The organism is Pandoraea aquatica (assembly GCF_902459565.1).
Lineage (GTDB): Bacteria > Pseudomonadota > Gammaproteobacteria > Burkholderiales > Burkholderiaceae > Pandoraea > Pandoraea aquatica.
On sequence record NZ_CABPSN010000002.1, the window covers coordinates 300,335 to 321,767 of the forward strand.

Annotated in this window: 19 protein-coding genes; 11 read left to right on the plus strand and 8 right to left on the minus strand. The window is 64.2% G+C overall.

The features are described 5' to 3' along the window. Positions 1-96: 96 nt before the first annotated feature. The 5 genes from dksA to hslU all read left to right on the plus strand — a co-directional run bounded on the left by dksA (position 97) and on the right by hslU (position 6,050). Complete coding sequence (dksA, locus tag PAQ31011_RS06790; protein WP_039401961.1) at positions 97-516, plus strand: RNA polymerase-binding protein DksA; 420 nt, start codon at positions 97-99, stop codon at positions 514-516. 276 nt (positions 517-792) lie between these two features. Then, positions 793-1,269 (plus strand): hypothetical protein, encoded by a 477-nt coding sequence (locus PAQ31011_RS06795; protein ID WP_150575119.1) that lies wholly within the window; start codon positions 793-795, stop codon positions 1,267-1,269. Between the two features lie 231 nt (positions 1,270-1,500). Further along, the gene (locus PAQ31011_RS06800; RefSeq protein ID WP_246179418.1) at positions 1,501-3,681 is read left to right on the plus strand and encodes a TonB-dependent receptor; all 2,181 of its coding nucleotides are present in this window, start codon (positions 1,501-1,503) and stop codon (positions 3,679-3,681) included. 328 nt (positions 3,682-4,009) lie between these two features. Continuing rightward, positions 4,010-4,561: an ATP-dependent protease subunit HslV gene (gene hslV / locus PAQ31011_RS06805; protein WP_039394773.1), complete on the plus strand. Its 552-nt coding sequence runs from the start codon at positions 4,010-4,012 to the stop codon at positions 4,559-4,561. Between the two features lie 130 nt (positions 4,562-4,691). Continuing rightward, the gene (gene hslU / locus PAQ31011_RS06810) at positions 4,692-6,050 is read left to right on the plus strand and encodes an ATP-dependent protease ATPase subunit HslU (protein WP_039394776.1); all 1,359 of its coding nucleotides are present in this window, start codon (positions 4,692-4,694) and stop codon (positions 6,048-6,050) included. 108 nt (positions 6,051-6,158) lie between these two features. On the opposite strand, the gene PAQ31011_RS06815 is transcribed toward hslU, so the two are convergent. The 3 genes from PAQ31011_RS06815 to PAQ31011_RS06825 all read right to left on the minus strand — a co-directional run bounded on the left by PAQ31011_RS06815 (position 6,159) and on the right by PAQ31011_RS06825 (position 9,304). Beyond that, entirely contained in the window at positions 6,159-7,322 is a 1,164-nt protein-coding gene (locus PAQ31011_RS06815; RefSeq protein ID WP_150575120.1) for a hypothetical protein, read from the minus strand. A gap of 174 nt (positions 7,323-7,496) precedes the next feature. Continuing rightward, positions 7,497-8,039 carry a response regulator transcription factor gene (locus tag PAQ31011_RS06820; protein ID WP_039407290.1) on the minus strand — a complete coding sequence of 181 codons (543 nt, stop codon included), beginning with the start codon at positions 8,037-8,039 and terminating at the stop codon, positions 7,497-7,499. Then, positions 8,036-9,304, minus strand: coding sequence for an ATP-binding protein (locus tag PAQ31011_RS06825; protein ID WP_150575121.1), 1,269 nt, complete (start codon positions 9,302-9,304; stop codon positions 8,036-8,038). Before PAQ31011_RS06825 ends, PAQ31011_RS06820 begins: the two co-directional genes overlap by 4 nt. 268 nt (positions 9,305-9,572) lie before the next feature. On the opposite strand from PAQ31011_RS06825, the gene PAQ31011_RS06830 reads away from it, so the two are divergent. Next, the gene (locus PAQ31011_RS06830; RefSeq protein WP_150575122.1) at positions 9,573-10,073 is read left to right on the plus strand and encodes a copper chaperone PCu(A)C; all 501 of its coding nucleotides are present in this window, start codon (positions 9,573-9,575) and stop codon (positions 10,071-10,073) included. A gap of 11 nt (positions 10,074-10,084) precedes the next feature. Here the strand turns inward: PAQ31011_RS06830 and PAQ31011_RS26715 are convergent, their stop codons facing one another. After that, entirely contained in the window at positions 10,085-10,237 is a 153-nt protein-coding gene (locus PAQ31011_RS26715; RefSeq protein ID WP_246179420.1) for a hypothetical protein, read from the minus strand. A 594-nt stretch (positions 10,238-10,831) separates the two neighbouring features. On the opposite strand from PAQ31011_RS26715, the gene argB reads away from it, so the two are divergent. Next, the gene (argB, locus tag PAQ31011_RS06840) at positions 10,832-11,737 is read left to right on the plus strand and encodes an acetylglutamate kinase (RefSeq protein WP_150575124.1); all 906 of its coding nucleotides are present in this window, start codon (positions 10,832-10,834) and stop codon (positions 11,735-11,737) included. Between the two features lie 119 nt (positions 11,738-11,856). Next, complete coding sequence (locus PAQ31011_RS06845; RefSeq protein WP_150575125.1) at positions 11,857-12,561, plus strand: Dph6-related ATP pyrophosphatase; 705 nt, start codon at positions 11,857-11,859, stop codon at positions 12,559-12,561. Positions 12,562-12,613: 52 nt separating this feature from the next. Here the strand turns inward: PAQ31011_RS06845 and PAQ31011_RS06850 are convergent, their stop codons facing one another. After that, entirely contained in the window at positions 12,614-13,519 is a 906-nt protein-coding gene (locus PAQ31011_RS06850) for a LysR family transcriptional regulator (RefSeq protein WP_150575126.1), read from the minus strand. 256 nt (positions 13,520-13,775) lie between these two features. Here PAQ31011_RS06850 and mdlC point away from each other — a divergent pair, with 256 nt between their 5' ends. The 3 genes from mdlC to PAQ31011_RS06865 all read left to right on the plus strand — a co-directional run bounded on the left by mdlC (position 13,776) and on the right by PAQ31011_RS06865 (position 18,377). Further along, complete coding sequence (gene mdlC / locus PAQ31011_RS06855) at positions 13,776-15,404, plus strand: benzoylformate decarboxylase (RefSeq protein ID WP_150575127.1); 1,629 nt, start codon at positions 13,776-13,778, stop codon at positions 15,402-15,404. 70 nt (positions 15,405-15,474) lie between these two features. After that, positions 15,475-16,944 (plus strand): aldehyde dehydrogenase, encoded by a 1,470-nt coding sequence (locus tag PAQ31011_RS06860; RefSeq protein ID WP_150575128.1) that lies wholly within the window; start codon positions 15,475-15,477, stop codon positions 16,942-16,944. Between the two features lie 65 nt (positions 16,945-17,009). Continuing rightward, a complete protein-coding gene (locus PAQ31011_RS06865) occupies positions 17,010-18,377 on the plus strand; it encodes an MFS transporter (protein WP_246179422.1) in 1,368 nt (455 codons plus the stop codon). A gap of 91 nt (positions 18,378-18,468) precedes the next feature. Here PAQ31011_RS06865 and PAQ31011_RS06870 read toward each other — a convergent pair whose 3' ends face one another. The 3 genes from PAQ31011_RS06870 to PAQ31011_RS06880 all read right to left on the minus strand — a co-directional run bounded on the left by PAQ31011_RS06870 (position 18,469) and on the right by PAQ31011_RS06880 (position 21,242). Next, positions 18,469-19,419, minus strand: a complete 951-nt coding sequence (locus PAQ31011_RS06870) for a PDR/VanB family oxidoreductase (RefSeq protein WP_150575129.1) — start codon at positions 19,417-19,419, stop codon at positions 18,469-18,471. Beyond that, positions 19,416-20,477: an aromatic ring-hydroxylating dioxygenase subunit alpha gene (locus tag PAQ31011_RS06875; RefSeq protein ID WP_150575130.1), complete on the minus strand. Its 1,062-nt coding sequence runs from the start codon at positions 20,475-20,477 to the stop codon at positions 19,416-19,418. Before PAQ31011_RS06875 ends, PAQ31011_RS06870 begins: the two co-directional genes overlap by 4 nt. A gap of 96 nt (positions 20,478-20,573) precedes the next feature. After that, positions 20,574-21,242, minus strand: a complete 669-nt coding sequence (locus PAQ31011_RS06880; RefSeq protein WP_039394814.1) for a GntR family transcriptional regulator — start codon at positions 21,240-21,242, stop codon at positions 20,574-20,576. Positions 21,243-21,433 lie beyond the last annotated feature (191 nt).

The window sequence follows — 21,433 nt, forward strand, 5'->3', positions numbered from 1 at the left end:
ACCCAAGAAGCCGCCCGCGGCATTGCCGGTAAGCAAGACGTGCCACCCGCTACAGGGGCATCGCCGGATCATCCGAAAGAGACGCCACAGAAACCCATGAGCAAGCAACGACTTTTGACCGAGGCCGAAATTCTGAAGATGTCCGACAAGGACTACATGAATGCGGCTCAACTCGAATTCTTCAAGAATCGTCTGGAAGAGCTGCAAGCCGAAATTCTGCGTAACGCCGGGCAGACGACCGAGAACCTGCGGGAAACCGTGGTGGTTCCGGATCCGGCCGACCGCGCGACCATCGAAGAGGAACACGCGCTCGAGCTGCGCACTCGCGATCGCGAACGCAAGCTGCTGAAGAAGGTCCAGCAGTCGCTCGCCCGCATCGACTCGGGCGACTACGGCTGGTGCGAAGAAACCGGTGAGCCGATCGGCGTACCGCGTCTGCTCGCCCGCCCGACGGCAACGCTGTCGCTCGAAGCGCAAGAGCGTCGCGAACTGCGTCAAAAGCTGTTCGGCGACTGATCGTCGGCCAGCTGGCCCCGGCAACCGCGCGGTGGCGGTGCCCGGTGGCCTCAGTCGATCAAAGGCATGTCTTCGCGACATGCCTTTTTTCTTTCTTTGACGTCTTCCCCCAGCCGCTAACCCTCCACCGCTAACCCTCCGCCGTTATCCTCCCCGTTCTACTCATAGCGCTCGCGGGTGATGTCACTTTATGGCAAAATTGCAACTCAGTTGCAATTATTGTCACTCATGCCTTCCATCGACTCCGACCCTCGCCCATGGCGTGCGCGAAAGCGCATGCGCGCGGGTCGTGGCCGCAGCGGATGGATCGTCTGGCTCATCACCGCACTGCTTTGCGTGCAGATGTGGGGCCTGCAACATGAGATTGCGCACGCGCGCGAGCTGTCCGGCGTCGGGCAACACACGTCGGGACGCAGCGGTGGACTCGCGGCAACGAACGCGACCGACATCGCCAGCGTTGCAAATGTCGCCGACGATGGCGACACCGCAGACGATGCGGACGCGTCTGACGCCGCCGTCGCAGCAGACTGGTCCGTGCAATCTGCACGGACCACACACACCAGTTTCGGCACACACCACCATCACTGTCATCTCTTCGAAGGGGCGACGCTCGCGGCTGCCATGGCCGTGGCGGTGCTCCAATGGGCAGGCGACGCCAGCACGGCGCACGCGCCGTTGCACCTCAACGGGCGAAGCCACGCGAGCGCCGTCGTCCTGCCGTTCGACTCCCGCGCCCCACCGGTCACGGTCTGAATCCTCGCGCATAGCCTTGTGAATCGTCGCCCCGTCGTCTGAGACGTTTGGTCGACGCGTTCGCATTGCCTTCGCGCGCATCCGACGAATGTCCACCTGCACGAACGCCCATGCGTGCCGTCGCCACTTGCGACGCGCCGCCGGGCGGTTGCCGCGCGTCCATTCGTCCTGATGCCGCGCCGATACAAGGGGCCCCGGCCCCATCAGACCGATTACAAGCACAAGACCGACATGGCCATCTCTACCCTTCGTGCCGCGCGTCAACGCGCGACGACCTCGCTCGCCCTGACTTCAGACGTGACGTCCGCCGCACACCGCCGCACGTCGCCCCGACTCGCACCGCTGCCGCTGGCGGCGGCGCTCACCTTCGGCGCTTTCGCCATCACCAGCCTGTCCGTTCAGGCGGCGGAAGCGTCCACGGACACGCCGGCAGTCGCGGCTGCTTCGGCCAAACCCTCGGCCGCCCCCGAAGCTGCGCTGCCCGCCACGTTCGTCACGGGCAACCCGCTCGGCCGCGCCGCCGCCGATCTCGCCGCCCCGATCACCGAACTCGACGGCCGCGCGCTGGCCCTGCGCCGCGCCACCACGCTCGGTGAAACCCTGGACGGTTTGCCTGGCGTGTCGGCCACGTCGTACGGCCCCAACGTCAGCCGCCCGATCATTCGCGGACTCGACGGCGACCGCATTCGCGTGCTGCAAAACGGCACGGCCTCGCTTGACGCCTCGTCGCTCTCCTACGACCACGCCGTGGCGCAGGATCCGCTCTCCATCGAGCGCGTAGAAATCGTGCGCGGACCGGCGGCGTTGCTCTATGGCGGCAACGCGGTGGGCGGTGTGGTCAACACCATCGATAACCGCATCCCTCGCGAAGCGCTCAAAGGCATTTCCGGCGCGACAGACTTCAGCTACGGCGGTGCGAACCGCGAGCGCGCCGGCGCAGCACAACTCGAATTCGGCAACGGCCAGTTCGCGTTCCACGTCGACGGCTTCGCGCGCAAGAGCGCCGACCTGCGCATTCCCGGCTTCGCCCGTTCGGCGCAGCAACGCGCACGCGACGACGAAGACACGAAGCAACCGTCGGGCACCCTGCCCAATAGCGATGGACAGACCAGCGGCGCGGCCGCCGGCGCATCGTGGACGTGGGCCAACGGCTACGCCGGACTGTCGTACTCCGGCTACGACTCCGATTACGGCACCGTCGCCGAAGAGAACACGCGCATTCGTCTGCGTCAGCAACGTCTCGCACTCGCCAGCGAAGTGCGTAACCTGAGCGGCCCGTTCACGGCGTTCAAGTTCGACTTCGGCTACACCGACTACGAGCACAAGGAAATCGAGAATGGCGTGACGGGCACGACGTTCAAGAACCACGGCTACGAGGGACGTATCGAAGCGCGTCACGCGAAGATCGGGCCGCTCGAAGGTGCGGTCGGTGTGCAGTTCTCGCAGAACACGTTCTCCGCCCTCGGTGAAGAGGCGTTCGTGCCGAAGAGCGACACCACCAACGTGGCGCTGTTCGCACTCGAAGAGTGGGCCGTCAATCAGGCCGTGAAGCTCTCTTTCGGGGCACGTATCGAGCATTCCAGCGTGAAGCCGAGTTCGGGCGGCAACGAGCGCTTTGAAAACCTGCCGTCGCGTAACTTCACGCCGGGCAGCGTGTCGGCGGGCGCGGTGTTCGCGCTGGCCCCCGCGTGGTCGGTGGCGGTGAACACGTCGTACACCGAGCGTGCGCCGACGTTCTACGAGTTGTACGCGAACGGCCCGCACCTCGCGACCGGCGTGTACGAGATCGGCAACGCGCAGGCGAAGCTGGAAAAGGCCTTCTCCACCGACGTGGCGCTGCGCTACGAGAACGGTCCCAACAAGGGCAGCGTGGGCGTGTTCTACAGCCGCTTCTCGAACTTCATCGCGCTGAACAATACTGGCCTGACAGCGCCCGGCGAAGAGAAGCCGCTGCCGGTGTATCAGTACGCCGGTGTGCCCGCCGATCTGTACGGCTTCGAAGCGCAGGGTCGTGCGCGCGTCTGGCAGGGCTACGGCGATGTCGACGTCGAACTGCGCGGTGACTACACCATCGGCCGCAATCGCGACACGGGCGAACCGCTGCCGCGCATCGCGCCGTTGCGTCTGACGGCGGCGGTGATCTACGGACTGGGCCACTGGGGCGCGCGTCTGGAAATGGTGCATGCGAGCAATCAGGGACGTGTCCCGTCCAATGATCTGACGACGAGCGGCTACACCACGCTGGGCGCTGCGCTCACGTATCAGTTCAAGGCGGGCGGTGCGCAGTGGCTGGCTTATCTGAAGGGCGAGAACCTGACCAATCAGGAAGTGCGTCTCGCGAGTTCGGTGCTGCGCGACATTGCGCCGCAGGGCGGCCGTGCCGTTCGCGTGGGGTTGCGCACAACGTTCTAAGCGGCGTGACGCGCTGAGCGTCACGCAAAATCGAGGCAATTTCCGAGAAATTGCTTCGTGGCTTTCAATTCGCGCGGTGCAATGCCGCGCGAAAGTCACCCTCCATGCCGCTTTGCGCGGCATCGGCCTGTCGTCGACGGCACGTCTCGCACGATGCCGTCGACGCCTCTTGATATTCTTTCGATTGCCCTAAACTACAGTCACGTCTCGCCCGGCAGGGCGCGTCGTCACCGATCCGGCGGTTGCTCAGCGGTTGTTCGGTAGTGATGGACGCGACGTCCGGGCCAATCGTTACGGGGCGTATGTCGCCCCCCGAAAAGGAACAGGCATGGAGCAATATCACGGCACCACCATCGTCTCCGTTCGGCGCGGCGATCAGGTCGCGCTTGGCGGTGACGGACAGGTCACGCTCGGCAACATCGTGATGAAGGGGACGGCGCGCAAGGTCCGCACGATCTATGACGGCAAGGTCATGGTCGGCTTTGCGGGCGCTACCGCAGACGCCTTCTCGCTGCTCGATCGTTTCGAGGCGAAGCTCCAGAAGCATCAGGGGCACCTCACGCGCTCGGCTGTCGAACTCGCGAAGGACTGGCGTACCGACCGCATGCTGCGCCGTCTCGAAGCGATGATGATCGTCGCCGACGCGGAAACCACGCTGGTCATCACCGGTAACGGCGATGTGCTCGATCCGGAAGGCGGTGTCGCGGCCATCGGTTCGGGCGGTTCCTACGCACAGGCGGCTGCACGCGCGCTGGTCGAGAATACCGATCTGACGCCGGCCGAGATCGTCAAGAAAGCGCTGACGATCGCGGGCGAAATGTGCATCTACACCAACGACAATCACATCATCGAATCGCTGCCGCCCAAGGCCGCGAAGTAACGACGGACGACGCGCGTGCCGCAGCAGGTGGACTCCTGCGGCACGATCTGCCGGCCGGTGGCTGATCGGGTATCGACAGCTGTCCGGCCGGGCGTCGCCCTCCTTGCGAACCCCTAATCTGGCGAACGTCATGACCCATATGACCCCCTCCGAGATCGTTTCGGAACTCGACAAACACATCATCGGCCAGCACAAGGCCAAGAAGGCTGTTGCGGTGGCGTTGCGCAACCGCTGGCGTCGTCAGCAGGTGGCTGAGCCCCTGCGTCAGGAAATCACGCCGAAGAACATTCTGATGATCGGACCGACGGGCGTCGGCAAGACCGAAATCGCCCGCCGTCTGGCCAAGCTCGCCGACGCGCCGTTCATCAAGGTCGAAGCCACCAAGTTCACCGAAGTCGGCTATGTGGGCCGCGACGTGGACAGCATCGTGCGCGACCTCGCGGAAATCGCGATTAAGCAAACGCGCGAAGCGGAAATGAAGAAGGTGCGTACCAAGGCCGAAGATCGCGCCGAGGACCGCATTCTCGATCTGCTGTTGCCGACGGGCCGCGAATCGTCGCGCGACATTCGTTTCGGGTCGGCGTCGGTGGAAGCCGAGCCGGGCGGCGAAGATAACGCCACGCGTCAGACCTTCCGCAAGCGTCTGCGCGAAGGCGCGCTCGACGACAAGGAAATCGAACTCGAAGTCGAGATCCCGGCGCAGGGCATGGAAATCATGGGCCCGCCGGGAATGGAAGAAATGACCGAGCAGATCAAGGGCATGTTCGCGAATCTGGGCAACCAGAAAAAGAAGCGTCAGAAGCTCAAGATCAAGGACGCGCTCAAGATCCTGACCGACGAAGAAGCGTCGAAGATGCTCAACGACGAAGAGGTCAAGCAACTGGCACTGCGCAACGTCGAGCAGAACGGCATTGTGTTCCTCGACGAGATCGACAAGATCGCCACGCGCAGCGAAGTGGGCGGCGGCGACGTCTCGCGCCAGGGTGTGCAGCGCGATCTGCTGCCGCTGGTCGAAGGCACGACCGTGAGCACGAAATTCGGCATGATCAAGACGGACCACATTCTGTTCATTGCGAGCGGAGCGTTCCATCTGGCCAAGCCGAGCGATCTGATTCCGGAACTGCAAGGCCGCTTCCCGATTCGCGTCGAACTCGAATCGCTGTCCGTCGAAGACTTCGAAGCGATTCTCACGCAAACGGACGCGAGCCTCGTGAAGCAGTATCAGGCGTTGCTGGCGACCGAAGACGTGAAGCTCGAATTCGCGCCGGACGGTATCAAGCGTCTTGCGGAGATCGCGTTCTCGGTCAACGAGAAGACAGAGAACATCGGCGCACGCCGTCTCTACACCGTCATCGAAAAGTTGCTCGAAGACATTTCGTACAGCGCAGGCAAGCAGTCCAACGAAGTGGTCACGATCAACACCGAGTACGTGAACCGCTTCCTGGAAGAAGTGGCGCAGAACGAAGATCTGTCGCGCTACGTGCTGTAAAGCGCATGCCGTGACCGATCGTGCGAGGCTGACAGGTCATACCTGCAACTCGCATGAACAAGCACCCCAAACGTTGGACGTCGAGCCAACTTTGGGGTGTTTTTTTGCCTAGCCGGTCGACGACGATGCGTCGGCCGATTGTATGAGGGATGTTCGGTAAAACGCCGAGGGGGTCGCCTGTTGTTCGGGGAGCCAGTGGAGGTTCACGTTCGGCACCGGATCGCAACCGGTTCCGACGTTTTGCGCGAGATGCAGATGATGGTGACGTCGCGCCTGTTCGATGCGCGTCCAGGCGGTGGTCGAATCGACAACGGGGATCATCGCCGGAGAGAAACTCCCCTCGGTTCGAACATACGGTCGAAGGGCGGGCGCTTCGCACTCGCCGAACTGCGCGACGCGTGAGGACGACGCTGAGGTGGCGGGGGCGCTCGTCGGTGTGGTGATCCCGGGCATGAAGGGCGCAGCATTCATTGGAATGATGGTCTGAATGGGAGGCAGTCGACGCGTTGCCCCCGGAGGAACGCCCGATAGCAGGGCATTGAATCGCTCCTGAGGAATTTCGACGCTGCGCGGCGGTATTGGTGTGTTATCGACCAACATCTGCCCGCCCACACGCGAGAGTTTTCCCGACGGCGTCAAGACCTCCCGCAACTGGTTGCGTTGCACGCCGAGCGCCGACGCCAGTTTCGAGAATCCACCGGCGGCGGCACGAAGCGCTTTGCCGTGGCGCGACAACGCGCGCAGGTTGTTCTGACTGAAGGCATATTCCTTGTGTTCGAGTCTTGCACGCCCTGACGGGCGAGTATCGCCAAAGTGATCGACATATTTACCGAGTGTCGTGCGGGGAATGCCGTACTTGTTGGCAACACCCGTGATGCCGCCGAGCCTCTCGTACTCCTCTTTTGGGATTCTCAGAATCGTGTCGCGGTGCTTGCACGGGCGAGAAGGAAACGACCTCCGGGCTTTCGCCGGTTTCGCCTGATCTGCCGACGTGGCGCGTTTCGCCATGAGCCGCTGCACGATAGATCGCTGCAATGGGTCGGGCATCAGGTCAGTCGACGGGTTCTCAAGCGTGGACGTTGAGGAGACAGTGTCGTGTGCGATCTGCAAGTCAGACGTCGACACCGTGGTGTCCGGTGAGTCGGCGACGTCTGCGCACGCGCGCGCCGTGTCGGGTGGATGCTCGTCTTCGGGTTGCCGCAAGTACGACCACGACGGGGGAATCGGCGATACGCGCATGACCGGCACACTCCTGGTGTGGGATGAAGTCATGCCAGCGTCGCCAAACCGACGTCGCTGCGATTGCAGATAAGGCGCATGGGGCGCGCCGTGGCGCGTAAGGGAAGATGAGCGTGCGCGCTAGCGCAATGCCGGCGTGCGCAGACGGGGGAACGCGATGTCCCGGGGCACCGCCACGCGATTGTGACGTTGCCCTTGTCCGCAGCGTTACTGCTTGACCGGTCGCTTGAGCAGCTTGCGTTGCAGCGTGCGGCGATGCATGTTCAGCGCGCGGGCGGTGGCCGAGATGTTGCCGTTGTGCTCGGCGAGCACGCGCTGAATGTGTTCCCACTCCAGACGCGCGACCGACAGCGGCGACGGGTTTTCGATGGCTTCGTCCGCCTGCGTTTCGCTCGCGTCGCTGCGCAGCGACGCAAGGATCGTGTCGGCATTGGCCGGCTTGGCGAGGTAGTTGTCCGCACCGTCCTTCACGGCCTGCACGGCGGTAGCGATGCTCGCGTAACCGGTCAGCACCAGCATGCGGGCTTTCGGTTGCAGCGCGCGCAGCGGTGCGATGAGCGGCAGACCGGAGTCGTGGCCGAGATGCAGGTCGACCGAGATGAGATCGAACTGACGCGTGCGAGCCGCGAGCAGGGCGGCGGCGCTGTCGCCGGCAATCTGCACGTCGTAGCCGCGACGGGTCAGTGCGCGGGCGAGCGTTTCGGCGAAGACGACGTCGTCGTCGATAAGAAGGAAGTGGGAGGCGTTCATGTCTGACTCCGCGAACCGAAGAAGAAAGTGGCCATCGGCAGGCGCAATTCGGCGCGCGTGCCTTGCGGCGTGTTGGGGGTGAGGGTGATGTCGCCGCCGAGACGTTGGGCGCTGGCAAAGGCGAGATACAGCCCCATGCCGTGTCCGCCGTGCGTGCTCATGACGGGAGAGTTGCCCAGTCGGGTGCGCAGCTCGGCGGTCATGCCGGGGCCTTCGTCGCAAACGGTGAAGCGTACGTCGTCGGGCGTGGCGGCCACATCGAGCGTGACCGACGACGGACTGAAGTACGCCGCGTTATCGAGCAGGATCGTCAGGATCTGCCCGACCTGCACGGTGTCTTCGATACGCGTGGTCAGCTCCGGCGGCACGTGCAACTGGAATTGCACCTGCGGATGACGCAAGCGCCATTGCGTGGTGAACGCAGGCAGCCATTCGGCCATCGCCTGACGCACGGGTGCCGCCGCGCGCATCTGCACATGACCGATCGCGCTCTTGCACAGCGCTATCTGTTGCTCCAGCGTTTGCAGATCGGGCTCGAACGACTTCAGCGCGTCGTTGCCCAGACTCTCGCTGCGAAGCTCGCCAACGACCACAGCCATCGTTGAGAGCGGCGTGCCGAGTTCGTGTGCGACGCTCGCAGCCTGCGCGCCCAGCGCGGCCATCCGTTCGTCGCGCAACAGACGCTGCTCGGCGCGGGCGAGTTGTGCGTCGCGAGCGCGAAGGGCGCGCGACATGCGCGAGACGAACCACGCGATCACCAGCACGCTCACCACGAAGTTCACCCACATCCCGGCAAGGTGCAGACGCAGCAGATTGCCCGGATCGGCGAGATCGAGCGGCACGTACTGGAAGTTCAGTGCGCCGTATGCGACGAGCGAGAGCAGCGCCAGTTGCGATGCATTGCGCCACGGCAGCACGGCGGCGGCAATGGCCAGGCCGGGCAGGAATAGCGAGACGAAGGGGTTGGTTGCACCGCCGGAGAAGAACAGCAGCGCCGTGAGCGCGGCCAGATCGACCAGCAACTGGCTCATCAGATCGAGATCGGTGCGACGCTTTGCCCGCTCGATGCCGCGTCGCGCGCGTATCCACGTGAGCACGTTGAACAGCACTTCCAGCGCGACGATGGTGAGCATCGGCTCCAGCGGAAGCCGCACGCCTAACCAGAGTTGCGCGACGCCGATGGTCGCCAACTGGCCGACGATCGCCAGACAGCGCAGCCAGAAAAGCTGGACGACGTTCGTCCGCTCGATGGGGAAATGAGTCATACGACAAGTGTACCAAGTCCGGGTCACGCGCCATCGGGCGTTGCGAGGCGCTGCGACACTCTGCCGCATCGGTCTGAGGCTGGGTATTACGCGGGCGGCACACGCTTTTACCGACGCACGACTACAATGGTCGTTCACGTTTTGCGCGACATCTCGCCGCGCAATGTCTTCATCCGAAAGACAGACATGGATTGGGATGGACCGGCGTCGGACAGACTTCACCGATGCGGGTCATCCGTCAGCCCGTCGACAACAAAAAGGAGTTTGCATGAAGCACAAGCTTTTGGTGGCGGCCGCATTCAGTCTTGGCATGGCGTCGGCCTCGGTCTTCGCACAGTCGCAGGTAGACGTGTCCGACGCGTGGGCACGCGGTACCGTCCCGGGTCAAACGTCGTCCGCCGTCTATATGACGCTCCAGGCGCATCAGGCGACCACGCTGCTCAGCGTGAGCACCCCCGCCGCTGCGAACGCGGAAGTGCATGAAATGAAGCTCGAAGGCACGGTGATGAAGATGCGCGCGCTGCCCAAGGGGCTGCCGCTGGAGGCCAACAAGCCGGTGGCGCTCAAGCCGGGCAGCTATCACATCATGCTCACGGATCTGAAGGGGCCGCTCAAGACGGGCGACACCGTGCCGGTGACGTTGAAGTTCGAGACGGCCGACCATAAGACGTCTGAGCAACTGGTGAAGGCCACCGTGCGTGACCTGACGGCGGGGGCGCCGGCCGGTGGCGGCATGGCGGGTATGGCGCACGGCGCGCACAGTCAGTAAGCGTCGCGTCGCTAAATAGCGGTGTCCGGATCGGCGGCGGTGCCGTCGACCGTTACGCCAGCGGCGACGAGCGCTGCGCGCAGGCAGGCGGGGCAGAGGCAGGCCCCCACGCCCAGCCGGGCCGACGCGGGCAGGTGCGGCCAGTCGAGGCACCAGCATCGCACGGCGCTATCCGTGCTATCCGCGCCGCCGCCGCTTCCCGTCTCTCCGCTTCCCAGCGCCACTGCCCCACACGCCACCACCGCACCGCACTGTGGGCAGCGCGACGGATCGACCGGCTCAGCCTTCGTGTCGAGGATCATCGGCACCCCCAGTCGACGTCAGCCCAATCCCCTGCATCGCCTGGCGATTTTCGCCCTGTGAGAGACGCGCCGCCGCGCATGGCCGCCTGCGAGTTGCACAACTGCAACAGCCCGGACGCTGTCATCGACCGGCCACAAGTGGGCGAGCGCGACGCGCAAACCCGGCGGCTAGCGGGGTAGAGAAGGAACACGGTAAAAATCGGCCACTGACGGGCGTCCTTTAATAAGTGAAAGGGGTGATACGCACGAACGGCGCTATGCCGCTGACGGGGCGAAAATCGCCGCTTTTGCGTTTGCGGACCGACCTGTGGGGAAGGGTAGCCATGGGCTTTTGCCGATGCAAGGGGCGGACCCTTCCGAAACCCGTCAAACCCCCGCACGCCAAGGCTTCTTGGCTGTACAATTCGCCCTGTTTCCTGGTCCACCTGCTCCATTTGCGAGAAGAACCTTCCTGCCATGTCCGATCTGCAACTGAATTCCATCGACGACATCGCACCCGCTCTCAAGGCCGAAATTCTGGCTGAGGCGATGCCGTATATCCGCAAGTATCACGGGAAGACCGTGGTCATCAAATACGGCGGCAACGCCATGACCGAAGAGCGATTGAAGCGCGGTTTCGCGCGCGACGTCATTTTGCTCAAGCTCGTCGGCATCAATCCGGTGGTGGTGCACGGTGGTGGCCCGCAGATCGATCAGGCGCTCAAGAAGATCGGTAAGCAGGGCACGTTCATCCAGGGCATGCGCGTGACCGACGAAGAGACGATGGAAGTCGTCGAGTGGGTGCTTGGCGGCGAAGTCCAGCAGGACATCGTCATGCTGATCAACGAGTACGGCGGCCAGGCGGTGGGTCTCACCGGCAAGGACGGCGGCTTGATCAACGCCCGCAAGATGATGATGCCGGATCGCGAGAACGCCGGTCAGTTCCTCGACATCGGCTACGTCGGTGAAGTGGACTCGATCAACCCGGCGGTCGTGCGCGCCCTTCAGGACGATGCCTTCATCCCGGTGATCTCGCCGATCGGCGTGGGCGAAGACGGTCAGGCGTACAACATCAACGCCGACCTCGTCGCGGGCAAGCTTGCCACGGTGCTCGGCGCCGAGAAGCTGGTGATGATGACCAACATCCCGGGCGTGATGGACAAGGACGGCAATCTGCTGACCGACCTGTCGGCCCGCGAGATCGACGACCTGTTCGCAGACGGCACGATCTCGGGCGGCATGCTGCCGAAGATCTCGTCGGCGCTCGACGCGGCGAAGAGCGGCGTGAAGTCGGTGCACATCGTCGACGGCCGCATCGAACACTCGGTGCTGCTGGAGATTCTGACGGAGCAGCCGTTCGGCACGATGATCCGCTCGCACTGAGCCGGACGTCATGACGACAGACTGATTCAAGCGGCGGACCCTTCGGGGTCCGCTTTGCATTTGTGCGCCATGCCCCATGCGGCGAGCGTGCCACCTCACTTTCAACCTCACAAGACACCATGCCGACGCCTGCCTTCTTTTCCTGGAGTGGTGGCAAGGATTCCTGCCTTGCCTTGCATCACGCCATGTCGTGCGACACCGGCGGCGAACCGCATTACGACGTGCGGCGTCTGCTGGCGATGTTCGACGAGACGGGCGACAGCTCACGCTCGCACGGTTTGCCGCGCGAGCTGATGCAGGCGCAAGCCGATTCGCTCGGCATCGCGCTCGACATCGGTCTGGCGGGTTGGCGTGAATATGAAGCGACGTTCATCGCGCAGTTGCAGGCGATGCGCGCGGAGGGCATCACACACGGACTGTTCGGCGACATCGATCTTCAGCCACATCGCGACTGGGAGGAGAAGGTGTGCGCGGCGGCGGGCATGACGGCCGTGTTACCGCTCTGGCAGCGCGAACGCCTCACGCTCGCGCACGAGTTCATCTCGCTCGGTTATCGTGCTGTGCTCGTGTGTGTGGACGGGCGACACCTCGGGCCGGAGTTCGTCGGCCGGGAGTACGATGCGTCGCTGCTGGCCGATTTGCCGGACGGTGTCGACGCCTGCGGCGAGAACGGCGAGTTCCATACCTTCGCCTACGACGGCCCGCGCTTCGCGCAGCCCGTGCCGTGGCGCATCGAGCGCGTCGAGACGATTCATGGCCCCAAGGAGTACGGCGGCACGCCGTACCACCGTGCACATATCGTCGGCGCTGGCGTTGGCGCTTGAGCGCGCTTCGAGGTTGCCCGGCGCGGCGGTCACACCGAGCGCCAACGTCCCCTCAATCCGGCGCAGTCAGCTTCCGTAACTCATCGAGCAGCTTGGCCGCAGGACTCGGCAAGATCCCCTGACGACGTCGGAATGCGGTGAGCGTGCGCGTGGCGCGCACGGTCGCAATCGGTAGCGTGTCCATCACGCGCGCCTGCGCCTCGACGTCGTACATCGGCTCGGGCATCCACGTCAGAAAGCCGCATCGCGCGACCATGCTCTTGAGCACCGGCACGGAGCGCGTTTCCACCACGATGTTCGGCAATCCCAGTCCGTGCGCGGCGAACACGCTTTGCATGTGCGCGTAGGGGGCGGTGCCACGCGGCGGAATTGCCCAGCGCTCGTCGAGCGTGTCGGCCAGCGTAATCGTCTTTCGCTCTCGCAGCGGATGGTCGCACCGCGCGACGACATAACTGTCGTCCTCCCAGTGGCAGTCGGGGACAGCCACGATGTCGTCGGTATCCGGTGCGACGGTCGACAGCGCCAGATCGATCTCGTGACGCATAAGACCCTGCGCCAGCCGATCCCAAACCCCTTCGATGATTTCCACGCGCAGATTCGGCCACCGCGTGAGCACCCGGTCGACGGCGAGCGGCAGCACGTGACTCGCGATGGCACCGACCGCACCCACCTTGATCGTGCCCTTGGCGAGGCCACGCAACGCGTCGATCTCCTCGCGCGCGTGTTCGGCTTCGCGTGCCAGCAGCATCGCGTGCGGCAGTAGCGCCTGCCCGAATGCCGTCAACTCCATCCCCTTGCTATGCCGCTCGAACAACGGTGCGCCCAGATCCGTTTCGAGACGCTTGATCGTGCGACTAAGCGCGGGCTGCGTGAGATGCAGTTCCAAAGCGGCGCGCCCCAGACTGCCGGTCGCGACGATGGTCGTGAAGGCGCGCAGTTGCTGAAGATTGAGGCTCATGGCGGACGACGGAACTCCCCGAGTTGAGATGAAACCGACCGAAGGATGACGCGATAAAACGGGCAATGCAAAGTCATGCAAAAGCGTAATGACTTCGGCACGCAAAAGCAATTCCGGTGCATATATCGTCTGCCTATACTCGCAAGATCGCTCGTCTGATCGCTCGCCTCATCACTCACCTGAGCGCGCCGCGAGCCACCACCAGAACCATGCCGTCACGCCCGCGCGTCGACGGCAGCACGAGACAACCGAATCCATGAAAGACAGCCGAGAACTTCGCGCCGGTCAGCCCGCTGGCACTGCCGACACACTCACCGTGCGTGAGGTCGTCATCGACCTGATGCGCCGCCACGGCATGACCAAGGTCTTCGCCAATCCGGGGTCGACGGAACTGCCGCTGTTCCGCGACTTCCCCGAAGACTTCGAGTACGTGCTGGGTTTGCAGGAGGCGGTTGTCGTCGGCATGGCGGACGGTTACGCACAGGCCACCGGCAACGCAGCGTTCATCAATCTGCATTCCGCCGCCGGTGTCGGCAACGCGATGGGCAACATCTTCACCGCGTACAAGAATCAGACGCCGCTCATCGTGACGGCCGGTCAGCAAGCCCGCTCGATCCTGCCGTTCGATCCGTTCCTCGCGTCCGTGCGTGCGACCGAACTGCCGCAGCCGTACGTCAAATTCAGTCTCGAACCAGCGCGCGCCGAAGACGTGCCGCTGGCGCTCGCCCGTGCCTATCACATCGCCATGCAGGAGCCGAGGGGGCCGGTGTTCGTGTCGATTCCGGTGGATGACTGGGATCGTCCGGCCGAGGCGCTGCCGCCGCGTCAGGTGAGCACGCGCGTGCAGGCCGACCCGGGCGCGCTCGCACAACTCGCGGCGGCGCTCGATGCATGTGAGCGTCCGGCGTTCGTCGTCGGCTCGTCGATCGATCGTGCGGGGGCCTTCGATGCTGTGGTCGCACTCGCCGAGCGTCACAATGCGCGCGTCTTCACTGCGCCGATGTGCGCCCGCTGCGCTTTCCCGGAAGACCATCGGCTGTTCGCGGGTTTCCTGCCGCCGATGCGCGAGAAGATCGTCGGCCTGCTCGGCGGACACGATCTGATTCTGGTGATCGGCGCACCCGCATTCACCTATCACGTGGAAGGCGCTGGCCCGCATGTGCCGGAAGGCGCATCGCTGTTCCAACTGATCGAAGACCCGGGCGTTGCCGCGTGGACGCCGGTCGGCGCGTCGGTCGTAGGCAATGTGCGTTTGGGGGTAGAAGCGCTGCTGGTACGTGACGTTCCGAACGAGCGCGCCGTACCGCCCGCGCGTGCCGTGCCGCCTGTGGCCACATCGAATGCGCCGGGTGAGCCGATGACGACGGCCTTCGCGCTGCAAACGCTCGCCGAAGTGCGCGACGCACAGGACATCGTCGTAGAGGAAGCCCCGAGCGCGCGCTCGGTGATGCAGCAATACCTGCCGTTCACGCTACCGGGCACGTTTTACACGATGAACAGCGGTGGCCTGGGCTACTCGATGCCCGCCGCCGTCGGCGTAGCGATGGCGCATCCGGGACGCCGCATCATCGGCCTGATCGGCGACGGTTCCGCGATGTACTCGATTCAGGCGTTGTGGACCGCAGCGCAGGCACGTCTGCCGATTACCTTCGTCATCCTGAACAATCGACGCTACGCCGCGTTGCAGGATTTTGCGCCGTCGTTCGGCTTCGGCCCGAAAGACCCGGTGCAAGGCACCGATTTGCCCGATCTCGACTTCGTTCGTATGGCCGAAGGTATGGGGCTGCGCGCGCAGCGCGTCGAGCAGGGCAGCGAGTTGCGCGACGTCTTGTCGCACGCCATTGCCAGCGGCGAGACGCGTCTCGTCGAACTCGTGGTGGCATGATGCACGGCGACAGCGTGCCATCCCAAGACGGCATCGCGCGACCCACATCGAATTAAGGAGACGTCAAACCATGTCCATCCAACAAGATCCGCAAGCCCTCACGATGCTGATCGCAGGCAAGCGCGTTAGCGCAGCGAGCGGCGCAACGTTCGAGCGACGTAACCCGCTCGATGGTGGTGTCGCCTCGCGCGCCCCCGCTGCCACCGTCGAAGAGGCGCGCGCCGCAGTGCGCGCCGCGTGGGAGGCGTTCCCCGCGTGGTCGAACACTGGCCCCGGCGAGCGTCGTGCGTTGTTGATGAAGGCCGCCGACCACCTTGAAGCGAAGGTCGAACAGTTTCAGGCCGCGATGGCGGCGGAGACGGGCGCATCCGGTCTGTGGGCCGGTTTCAACGTCCACCTCGCGGCGCAGGGTCTGCGTGAAGCCGCTGCGATGACGACCCAGATCGCGGGCGAGATCATTCCGTCGGATGTGCCGGGCAGTCTCGCGATGGGCGTGCGTCAGGCCGCCGGCGTGGTGCTGGGCATCGCACCGTGGAACGCGCCGGTGATTCTCGGCGTGCGTGCGCTGGCGCTGCCGCTCGCTTGCGGCAACACCGTCGTGTTCAAGGGCTCGGAATTGTGCCCCGCCACGCACGGCCTGATTGCCGACGCGCTGGACGAAGCCGGTTTGCCGCCGGGCGTCGTGAACTTCATCACCAACGCCCCGAAAGACGCGGGCGCTATCGTCGAAGCCCTGATCGCAGAACCGGCCGTGCGCCGTGTGAATTTCACCGGCTCCACGCGTGTGGGACGCATCATCGCGGGCCTTTGCGCCGAGCATCTCAAACCGGCCGTCCTGGAACTGGGCGGCAAAGCGCCGTGCCTCGTGTTGGACGACGCCGATCTGGATGACGCAGTGAACGGTGTGGCGTTCGGTGCGTTCGCCAACTCGGGACAGATCTGTATGTCGACGGAGCGCATCGTCGTGGCCGAATCGATTGCCGACGACTTCGTCAACAAGCTCGCTGCCAAGGCACGTTCGCTGCCGCTCGGCGATCCGCGCAAGGGTCCGGTTGTCCTCGGCTCGGTGATCGACATGGCCACGGTCGAGCGATGCAACGCGCTGATCGACGATGCCCTCGCCAAAGGCGCAAAGCTGCTGTGCGGCGGCCGCGCCGAGACCACGCTCATGCCCGCGACGCTGCTCGACCACGTTACGCCGGACATGGCGATCTACGCGGAAGAGTCGTTCGGCCCGGTCAAGGGCATTGTGCGCGTGAAGGACGACGAGGCCGCCATCGCCTGCGCCAACGACAACGCGTACGGCCTGTCGTCTGCCGTGTTCAGCCGCGACATTGCGCGCGCGATGGGGGTGGCCAAACGCATCGAGTCGGGCATCTGCCATATCAACGGCCCCACCGTGCACGACGAAGCGCAAATGCCGTTCGGCGGCGTGAAGTCGAGCGGCTGGGGACGCTTCGGCGGCAAAGCAGGCATTCACGAGTTCACCGATCTGCGCTGGATGACGGTGCAGACCACCCCGCGTCATTACCCGTTCTGACGTTACGAAAGACCACCATACCGCCGCAGCCGGGAGACCGGAATAGACGGCCGGAGGAGACAACCGTGTCACAACCGTTTGAAACCGCCCCTGCGGGGGTGAGCGCTGCATCTTCACCGTCCGCTACGTCCGGTCAGCCGCATGCCACGGATGCCCCCGCCGCTGCTGCCCCGAACTTCGGTCGCGTCGTGGCGGCGAGTTGCTTCGGCACCGCCATCGAGTGGTACGACTTTTTCGTCTACGGCTTTCTCGCGCCCATCGTGTTCGACCGGCTGTTCTTCCCGCAGCTCGATTCGATGACGGGCATGATCGCGGTGTTCGCCACCTTCGCCGTCGGCTTCCTTGCGCGGCCTATCGGCGGCATCGTCTTCGGTCACTTCGGCGACCGCATCGGACGCAAGTCGATTCTGTTGTTCACGCTGATTCTGATGGGCGTGGCGACCACGCTCATCGGACTGCTGCCGACGTATGCGATGGTCGGCATGTGGGCACCCATCATGCTCGTGACGCTGCGCTTCATTCAGGGCTTCGCGCTAGGCGGCGAGTCCGTCGGCGGGCTGTTGATGACGGTGGAAGGCGCGCCTGCGCACTTGCGCGGCCTTTTCGGCGGGTTGATTCAGGCGGCGGGGCCGACCTCGATCGTCGGTGCATCGCTCGCCATCGTGCTGATCACCCGTCTGCCGGAAGAGGACTTGTTGTCGTGGGGCTGGCGTCTGCCGTTCCTCGTGAGTCTGCTGCTGGTCGCGCTCGGCACTTACGTGCGCCTGAAGGTCGAAGAATCGCCGACGTTCAAGGCGGCTGAGCAGCATCGGGATATCGCGAAGGTGCCGGTGGCGGAAGTGCTCACCCATTACTGGCGTCCGACGCTCGTCACGTTCTTCATCTGTCTGGCCGAGACGAGCTTCTTCTATCTGGTGGCGATCTTCTCGCTCTCGTACGGCACGAAGACGCTCGGCCTGCCGCGCAACGTGATGGCCGACGGCGTGCTGTACGCAAACATCCTCGCCATGCTCACGATTCCCGCGTTCGGCATGCTGTCGGACAAGCTCGGACGCCGTCCGATGTTCCTGATGGGACTCGCCGCCACGGCGCTTTTCATCTATCCGTTCTTCCTGATGATGGGCAGCAAGGAGACGGCGCTCGTCGTGTGCGCCATCGTGATCGGCGCGGGCATCATCCACCCGATGATGTTCGGCCCGGAAGGCAGCTTCTTCTCGGAGTTGTTCGACACGCGCGTGCGCTTCTCGGGCGTGTCGCTCGGTAAGCAGATCGGGACGGTGCTCGGTGGCGGTCTCGCACCGATGATTGCGGCGAGTCTGCTGGCTTGGAGTCACGGTCAGATCTGGCCTGTGATCGTCTACTTCCTCGTGCTGGCGGCGATGGCGTTGATCTCGACGGTACTCGTGCGCGAGACCCGGCATCGTGTGATGTAACGCACTTTTGACGTCGCTAACGTCGATGAAAACCAACAGCCCCGCTCGAATGACGACGCGGGGCTGTTGGTTTATTGCGGGACGATTTCGATCAGAGATCGAGTACCAGCACGGGCGATTTGCTGCGCGAGCAACACGGCAGGATCTGATCGTTCGTGGCGCGTTCGTCGTCGGTGAGATAGACGTCGCGATGGTCGGGCGTGCCGTCGATAACACGCGTCAGACATGTGCCGCACACCCCTTGCTCGCACGACATCTGCACTTCGACACCTTGTGCTGCGAGTGCGGCGACGATGGTCTCGCCTACCTTCACGTCGATCACGCGGCCGCTCGAATGCAACTTGACCTGAAATGGCTTGTCGCCTTCGCCGTCGGTGTTGGCCGATACGGGCGCTGCGAAGTACTCGCGATGCACGTTGCCTTCCGGCCATTGCGCAGCCTCTGCGCGGGTCAGCACGGCGTCGATGAAACCGGCCGGGCCGCACACGTACAGATGCTTGCCGCCGGACGGCTGCGCGAGAATCGCATCGAGGTCGGCGCGAGCACCTTCGCTATCGAAGTAGAACTGCGTCTTGTCGGCGATGCCAGCGCTAGCGAAGCGATCGCGAAACGCGGTGCGCGCCGGTTCGCGCGTGCAGTAGTGCACTTCGAACGACGCACCGCTCGCCGCGAGCGCTTCGGCCATGCAGAGGATCGGCGTCACACCGATGCCGCCCGCGAGCAGTATGCTGTGCTTTGCGGTGTCCACGAGCGGGAAGTGATTGCGCGGTGCGCTGATCTCGATGTCGGTGCCGACCGTCAGCGCATGCATGCCTACGGACCCGCCACGCGATTGCGGATCGCGCAACACGCCGACGCAGTAGCGATGCGTTTCGCCGGGCGCGTTGCACAGCGAGTACTGACGGATGAGGCCATCGGCCACATGCACGTCGATGTGCGCCCCGGCGGTGAAGTCCGGCAGCGCGCTGCCGTCGACACTCACCAGTTCGAATTCGCAGATGTCGGTCGCGACATCGCGTTTGTTCGCCAGCCGGACTTTCATGCTGCGTTCTCCACGCCGCCGGTGGCTGCACCCGCGCGCTCGGCGTCGATCAGACGGTCGAGCACCTTGCGCGATTGCACGCCGCCCGCGTCGATGTTCAGCTTGAGAATCTTCTTCTCCGGATATGCCGACAGATTGCGCTGCTGCGCTTCGAGCACTTCCTGGTCTTCGGCGAAGATACCGCCCTGCCCACGCTTGATCGCGGCAGTCAGCTCGGCGTCTTCGGGCTTGAAGTTGCGCGCCATGCCCCAGAAGTACCAGATCGACTCGTCGGTTTCCGGCGTAATGAAGTCGACGACGATGCTGCCGGCCTTCTTGTCGGCAGGCGCGTCGTAGCCGCCATGACCCGCATGCGCGACACCGACTTCGATCATCACGTGACTGGGCGGCGTGAAGCGGCACACCTGCCAGCGGTCGCACGGCACCTGATCGTCGAGACCGTTGGCGCGCAGCGCGCTCGCCCAGAACGGAGGGGCCTTGATGTTCTCCATGTGACGCGCCGTGATGACCATGTCGCCTTCGACGGTCGTCTTCGGCGGCGCTTCCTCGATCTCCTCCTGACCGATGCTCGTCGCGTGCACGTAGGTCTCGTGCGTCAGATCCATCAGGTTGTCGATCATCAGACGATAGTCGCACTTGATGTGATACAGACCGCCGCCATACGCCCACTTGTCGCTCACGGCCCATTCCAGGTGCGGGATTTCATCGGGGTTCGCCAGCGCTTCGTCGCCCGGCCAGACCCACACGAAGCCATAGCGCTCGACGCACGGGAACGAGCGCGTCTTCGGGAAGCCGCCCACGCGCTGACCGACCATCTTCGTGCACTTGCCGCCGCCGTCCACCGTCAGGCCGTGATAGCCGCACACGAGGTGGCCGTCCTTGACGAAGCCCAGCGACAGCGCTGCGCCGCGATGCGGACAGAAGTCTTCGAGCGCGGCGACGTTACCGTTGCCGTCGCGGAAGAACACCATCGCTTCGTTGCAGACCTTGCGGCCCAGCGGCTTATCAGTGAACTCGTCGGCGGTGCATGCGACGTACCAGGTGTTTTTGAGGAACATGATCGTTTGTCTCCTTGGTGCGCCTTCGTAGGGAGGGTTTGGCGCACTCTCGTTTCGATTCGGATGGATGGGATAGGGGTGACTAAGGTGAGCGCATCAAAGCAACTGCGCGCCCATGCTGTGTTCCTGTGTGACGATGTGCTCGCGGCACATGAATTCGGCGCGGTCGGGCTGGCGCGCGGCAATCGCCTCGACAATCGCGTGATGCTGACGATGCGCGTACGCGATGATGTCGGCGTACTGGCGTCGATCCTCATGACCGAACGCCACCGTGCGCGGGGCCACGAACGGCACCAGATTGCAGCGCGCGATAAACCCCTCGAGCAACGGATTGCGCGCGCCGGTGACGAGCAGATCGTGAAAGCGTGCATTGAGCGACGCGTAGCCGATCTGCACTTCGGGCGTCATCTGGTGATCCGCCAGCAGCGCATCGCCCTCGGCCAGCAGCTCGCGCAATTGCGTCAGCAGCTCCGCGCTCGCGCCTTTCTCGGCGAGCAGACGCGCGGCATAACCTTCGAGCGCACCGCGCAGATGCAGCGCTTCGACGCTCTCGTCGCGGGTGTGCGCCCGCACTGCGTAGCCGCGTTGTCCGGCGCGCACCACCAGCCCTTCTTCCGCGAGTACCGGCAACGCCTGACGTACCGGCATGCGCGAGACACCCAGTTGCTCGGCCAGCTTAGCTTCGGCCAGACGCTCGCCCGGCGCGAGTTCGCCCTTGAGGATCATTTCGCGCAGTTGGACCGTGGTCGGTGTGGGATGCAGCATGCGTCTCCTTTCGTTCGCTTACATGCGTGCCGGACAGACTGGACGTGCCAGTACCGGCTTTTTTTCATTATGGGATCCCGTAATTCGTAAACGCATCAGTAAATACCCTTGTTTATGCGAATACGGGATCCCGGATAGACTCGGCCCTGCATAAATTCGGGCGGTTTCATTCTGCGGCCCGGGCATGACAA

Excerpts from the sequence above, each read along its gene's own strand:
- dksA (WP_039401961.1), top strand. The coding sequence starts at position 97 with ATGAGCAAGCAACGACTTTTGACCGAGGCCGAAATTCTGAAGATGTCC.
- PAQ31011_RS06795 (WP_150575119.1), top strand. The coding sequence starts at position 793 with ATGCGCGCGGGTCGTGGCCGCAGCGGATGGATCGTCTGGCTCATCACC.
- PAQ31011_RS06800 (WP_246179418.1), top strand. The coding sequence starts at position 1,501 with ATGGCCATCTCTACCCTTCGTGCCGCGCGTCAACGCGCGACGACCTCG.
- hslV (WP_039394773.1), top strand. The coding sequence starts at position 4,010 with ATGGAGCAATATCACGGCACCACCATCGTCTCCGTTCGGCGCGGCGAT.
- hslU (WP_039394776.1), top strand. The coding sequence starts at position 4,692 with ATGACCCATATGACCCCCTCCGAGATCGTTTCGGAACTCGACAAACAC.
- PAQ31011_RS06815 (WP_150575120.1), bottom strand. The coding sequence starts at position 7,322 with ATGACTTCATCCCACACCAGGAGTGTGCCGGTCATGCGCGTATCGCCG.
- PAQ31011_RS06820 (WP_039407290.1), bottom strand. The coding sequence starts at position 8,039 with ATGAACGCCTCCCACTTCCTTCTTATCGACGACGACGTCGTCTTCGCC.
- PAQ31011_RS06825 (WP_150575121.1), bottom strand. The coding sequence starts at position 9,304 with ATGACTCATTTCCCCATCGAGCGGACGAACGTCGTCCAGCTTTTCTGG.
- PAQ31011_RS06830 (WP_150575122.1), top strand. The coding sequence starts at position 9,573 with ATGAAGCACAAGCTTTTGGTGGCGGCCGCATTCAGTCTTGGCATGGCG.
- argB (WP_150575124.1), top strand. The coding sequence starts at position 10,832 with ATGTCCGATCTGCAACTGAATTCCATCGACGACATCGCACCCGCTCTC.
- PAQ31011_RS06845 (WP_150575125.1), top strand. The coding sequence starts at position 11,857 with ATGCCGACGCCTGCCTTCTTTTCCTGGAGTGGTGGCAAGGATTCCTGC.
- PAQ31011_RS06850 (WP_150575126.1), bottom strand. The coding sequence starts at position 13,519 with ATGAGCCTCAATCTTCAGCAACTGCGCGCCTTCACGACCATCGTCGCG.
- mdlC (WP_150575127.1), top strand. The coding sequence starts at position 13,776 with ATGAAAGACAGCCGAGAACTTCGCGCCGGTCAGCCCGCTGGCACTGCC.
- PAQ31011_RS06860 (WP_150575128.1), top strand. The coding sequence starts at position 15,475 with ATGTCCATCCAACAAGATCCGCAAGCCCTCACGATGCTGATCGCAGGC.
- PAQ31011_RS06870 (WP_150575129.1), bottom strand. The coding sequence starts at position 19,419 with ATGAAAGTCCGGCTGGCGAACAAACGCGATGTCGCGACCGACATCTGC.
- PAQ31011_RS06875 (WP_150575130.1), bottom strand. The coding sequence starts at position 20,477 with ATGTTCCTCAAAAACACCTGGTACGTCGCATGCACCGCCGACGAGTTC.
- PAQ31011_RS06880 (WP_039394814.1), bottom strand. The coding sequence starts at position 21,242 with ATGCTGCATCCCACACCGACCACGGTCCAACTGCGCGAAATGATCCTC.